Below are 4,241 nucleotides of genomic sequence, written 5' to 3'. Positions count from 1 at the left end.
GGAGCGTCCCCGGCCCGCGTCCGTTCTCAGAGCATGGGACGACCGACCACCGAGGCGACAAGGCGGGCAAACTCCTCCAGCCGGGCGATCTGCCCCGCCCCGCCGTCGTCCAGGGTCTTGCCGAAGCGCAGCGCGTCGTGCCGGGGCGCGCCGACCACCTCGTCGCCGGGCGGGGCCTCGTCCAACGAGGTGAGCAGCAGGTAGACGTCGATGCTGTCGACCCGGACCGCGCCGGTGTCACTGCGGGTCAGCCGCCGCCGGCAGCCGACCTCGGTGACGGTGGAGACCGGCACCACCCGCAGCGACGAGGTCATCGACCCCGGCGGCCCCTCCCCCGGCGGCACGTCCTCGCCGTGCCAGAGGATCAGCCGGCTGCCGTCGCAGACGACGACCTCCTGCCAGACGCCGTTGACCTCGTTGACGAAGCGCTCCAGGGTGAAGCCGAGCACCGAGGCCCCGCGCAGCACGCCGCCGAGGGCGTCCAGGGCGATGTCGGGGTCGCGCAGGTAGGCCCGGGCGGCCGACTCCAGGTCCGCGTAGGGCGACCAGTCGGGGAAGACCGCGGGCAGGTCGCCGTTGCCGTAGCCGGGGCTGCTCACGCCGCCGCCTCCGCCCGCCCGTCGGCGGGGCGCGACCCCGCCGCCATGAGCTGCATGATCGGCTCGCTCCACTCGCTCACGCCAGCGCCTCCCGGTGTTCCCGCCGCTGCCGGTCCCGCCCGACGGGGCGCCCACCGCGCGCCCCGAGCCGTCCCCTCATGCCACGTCTCCGCCCGTCCGCCGTCGCCGCCGGGACACATGATCCACCCGCGCGCACCCGACCGCGCCGGGGGGTCACGGCTGGTCCGGCTCCGGCTGCGCCTCGGCCGCCGCCTGCCGGGCCGCCTCCGCCTCCCGCAGTGCCTGCCGGCGCTGGACGTACGCCTCGGTGCCCTTGCTGGGCTTGCGCCGCCGCGGCGGCGCCGTCACCCCGGGGGCGAGCTTGCGCGCGGAGACGAGGAACGCGGTGTGCGCGATCATGCGGTGGTCGGGGCGGACGGCCAACCCCTCGGCGTGCCAGTCGCGCACCAGCGACTCCCAGGCCCGCGGCTCGGTCCAGCCACCCCGCTCACGCAGAGCCTCGACCAGCTCGGACAGCTGTGGCGTGGTGGCCACGTACCCGATGAAGACGCCGCCGGGCACGAGCGCCCGCTCGACCATGTCGAGGGTCTCCCACGGGGTGAGCATGTCCAGGATGATCCGGTCGAAGCCGGTCTCCGGGCAGTCGGCGACGTCGCCGACCTGCAGCCGCCAGGCCGGGTGCGGGCCGTTGAAGAACGCCTCGACGTTGCGCCGGGCGATCTGGGCGAAGTCCTCACGGACCTCCCAGGAGTGCAGTTCGCCCTCGGTGCCGACGGCGCGCAGCAGGGAGCAGGAGAGCGCGCCGGAGCCGGCGCCCGCCTCGAGGACCTTCGCGCCGGGAAAGATGTCGCCCATGGCGACGATCTGCGCGGAGTCCTTCGGGTAGATCACCTGGGCACCGCGCGGCATGGAGAGCACGTAGTCCGACAGCAGCGGGCGCAGGGCCAGGAAGGCGGTGCCGCCGCCGGCGGTGGTGACCACGCTGCCGTCGGGCAGGCCGATCAGGGTGTCGTGCTTGAGGATCCCCCGGTGGGTGTGGAACTCCTTGCCGGGCTCCAGCGTCACGGTGTGCATGCGCCCCTTGGGGTCGGTCAGCTGCACCCGGTCGCCGGGCCGGAACGGCCCGCGGTGCACGGGAGGCAGCGCCGGGACGGTGGAGGTATCTGCGGTCACGTGTTCGTCTTCCGTTTGGGTTCCAGGAGCTCAGCCAGATCCGCGATGTGCAGAACGCCGACGACATCTTCGCCTGAGGTCACGACGTACTGTGCGCCCGGGTGGCTGCGCACGGTCTCCAGCACGTGCTCGCCGTCGGCGCCGACCGGCAGCGCGGGCAGGCCGGCCAGGTCGTGGGAGACCGCGTCCACGGCGAGCCACGGCCGCCGGTCCGGGGGTACGGCCGCGGCGCGGGCCGGGTCGACCAGGGCGACGGGCCGGCCGGCGCCGTCGACCACGGTGAGCGCGGGCCGGGGCGCGGGGATCTCGGCGCGTCGGCGCTGCGCCTCGGCCAGCGGGGTGCCGCTGGGCACCGGGAGCAGCGGGCGGGCCAGCCGGGCCAGGTCGACCAGGGGGAGCCGGCGGCTGATCCGGGCCAGCCGAATGGACTGGCCGGCGCCGCGCCACAGGGTGACGGCGACCAGCAGCATCAGCGGCAGGGCGAGCGGGGCGACGGCCCGACGCAGGGTGAGCAGCACCACCAGGGCCAGCGTGACCACCGCGACGAGGCGACCGATCCAGCCGGCCACCTCGGTGCCCCGGTGCCGGTCGCGAGTGAGCGCCCACAGCGCGGCGCGCAACGCCCGGCCGCCGTCCAGCGGCAGCCCGGGCAGGCTGTTGAAGACGGCGACCACGACGTTGCACACGGCCAGCTGGAAGGCGAGCTGGTGGGCAAGGGTGCCGGGGGGCAGCGCCATGGTCGCGGCCACGGCGGCCCCGCCGAGGACCGCGGAGACCGCCGGGCCGGCGAGCGAGACGAGCAGGTCGATCTTGGGGCTGGGGGCGTCCCGGTCCATCTCGGTGTACCCGCCGAGCAGTTCCAGGGTGATCCCGCGCACACCGATGCCGTACCGGCGGGCGGTCAGCGCGTGCCCCAGCTCGTGCAGCAGCACCGAACCGAGCAGGGAGACCGCGAAGCCGAGGCCGACCAGGTAGCCGCCGAGGTGGCCCAGGTCGAGCTGGCGGCGGGCGAGCGACGCGTACAGGACGGTGACGACCGCGGTGAGCAGCAGCATCGAGGCGTCCACCCGCAGCGGCACGCCGCCGACCCGGGCGACGGTCAGCCGGGTACGGCGACGCGGCCGGGTCCTCTGCTCCACCCGGTCGATGCTACGCGGGGCGGATCATGCCCCGGTGCGGCGACGACAGCCCTGTCACACCGGTGCCCTAACCTTCCGGACATGACGGCGGAACCGGTGATCGACGCGCAGGAAACCCCGACACCCAGAGTGCGGGCGTCGCTGTCGCCGTCGCGGGCGGCGGACTTCAAGACCTGCCCGCTGCTCTACCGTTTCCGCAGCATCGACCGGCTGCCCGAGCGACCGACCGTGGAGCAGGCCCGGGGCACGCTGGTGCACGCGGTGCTGGAGCGGCTGTTCGACCTGCCGGCGGCGGCGCGGACCCCGCAGTCGGCCGGCGACCTGGTCGCCCCGCAGTGGGACCGGCTGGTCACCGAGCAGCCGGAGCTGGCCACCCTGTTCGCCGACGGTGACGCCGCGGGGGTGGCCGACTTCCTCCGCTCCGCCGCGGGCCTGCTGGAGGGCTACTTCTCGGTGGAGGACCCGCGCCGGTTGGAGCCGGCCGAGCGGGAGGCGTTGATCTCCGCGGTGGTCGACGAGGAGCTGCTGATCCGGGGCTACCTGGACCGGCTCGACGTGGCCCCGGACGGCGCGCTGCGGGTGGTCGACTACAAGACCGGCGGGGCGCCGCGGGAGGCGTTCGAGGCACGCGCCCTGTTCCAGCTCAAGTTCTACGCCCTGGTGCTGTGGCGCACCCGCGGCGTGGTGCCCCGAGTGCTGCGGCTGCTCTACCTCAAGGACGCCGAGGTCTGCGACTACACGCCAGACGCCGACGAGCTGGTGCGGTTCGAGCGCACGGTGGTGGCGCTGTGGCAGGCGATCGAGCAGGCCACCACGCGGCAGGATTTCCGTCCCCGGCCCAGCCGGCTCTGCGACTGGTGCAGCCACCAGGCGCTCTGCCCCAGCTTCGGCGGCACCCCGCCGCCGTTCCCGGCCGCCGGCCCCGGTGACCCGCTGACGGACGCCCGGTCCCGGCCGGTCGCCCCCGGGGCGGACGAGTGAGCCTCCTCCCTGAGGAGGAGGCGGGGTTCAGCGTCACCGACGACGGGTCGCGCCGGGGGGCGGCTAGCGTCGTGGCATGACCAACCGGGTGCGCGTGTGGGCGCGTCGCCGCCCGCTGGCCACCGATGCCGCGTTCGCACTCGCGCTGGTCCTGGTGGAGGCGGCGTTCCTGCTGCTGGCGCCGCGCGAGCTGCGGCCCGCGCAGCTCGGGTCGGCGCTGGGCTGGAGCGTCCTGTCCGCCGCCAGCTCGACCTGGGCCACCTCGGCGGCTACCTGGTCGGCCTCGGCTTCGCGGTCTCCCTGCTCGGTTCGGTGCTGCTGCACGAGC

4 protein-coding genes and 1 pseudogene are annotated in these 4,241 nt (G+C 75.1%); 2 read left to right on the top strand and 3 right to left on the bottom strand.

Translation table 11 applies throughout. The features are described 5' to 3' along the window. Positions 1–26: 26 nt before the first annotated feature. The 3 genes from ACWEVO_RS31355 to ACWEVO_RS31345 all read right to left on the bottom strand — a co-directional run bounded on the left by ACWEVO_RS31355 (position 27) and on the right by ACWEVO_RS31345 (position 2,941). A complete protein-coding gene (locus ACWEVO_RS31355; RefSeq protein WP_452311074.1) occupies positions 27–599 on the bottom strand; it encodes a hypothetical protein in 573 nt (190 codons plus the stop codon). A 234-nt stretch (positions 600–833) separates the two neighbouring features. Beyond that, positions 834–1,793 carry a tRNA (adenine-N1)-methyltransferase gene (locus ACWEVO_RS31350; protein WP_452311073.1) on the bottom strand — a complete coding sequence of 320 codons (960 nt, stop codon included), beginning with the start codon at positions 1,791–1,793 and terminating at the stop codon, positions 834–836. Continuing rightward, on the bottom strand, positions 1,790–2,941 hold the full coding sequence (locus ACWEVO_RS31345) for a site-2 protease family protein (RefSeq protein ID WP_452311075.1): 1,152 nt from the start codon (positions 2,939–2,941) through the stop codon (positions 1,790–1,792). The genes ACWEVO_RS31350 and ACWEVO_RS31345 overlap by 4 nt, the downstream gene beginning before the upstream one ends. Positions 2,942–3,013: 72 nt before the next feature. Here ACWEVO_RS31345 and ACWEVO_RS31340 point away from each other — a divergent pair, with 72 nt between their 5' ends. Beyond that, positions 3,014–3,913, top strand: coding sequence for a RecB family exonuclease (locus ACWEVO_RS31340; RefSeq protein WP_452311072.1), 900 nt, complete (start codon positions 3,014–3,016; stop codon positions 3,911–3,913). Between the two features lie 76 nt (positions 3,914–3,989). Then, positions 3,990–4,241 (top strand): annotated as a pseudogene (locus ACWEVO_RS31335) (hypothetical protein); the annotation flags it as partial.

The sequence above is a fragment of the Micromonospora sp. NPDC003776 genome, assembly GCF_053605645.1.
The sequence above is the reverse complement of the archived record's forward strand: the minus strand, read 5'-3'. Positions and strand labels throughout refer to the sequence as shown.

What these genes read in the sequence shown, in the direction of transcription:
- ACWEVO_RS31340 (WP_452311072.1), top strand. Translation starts at nt 3,014, where the DNA reads ATGACGGCGGAACCGGTGATCGACGCGCAGGAAACCCCGACACCCAGA.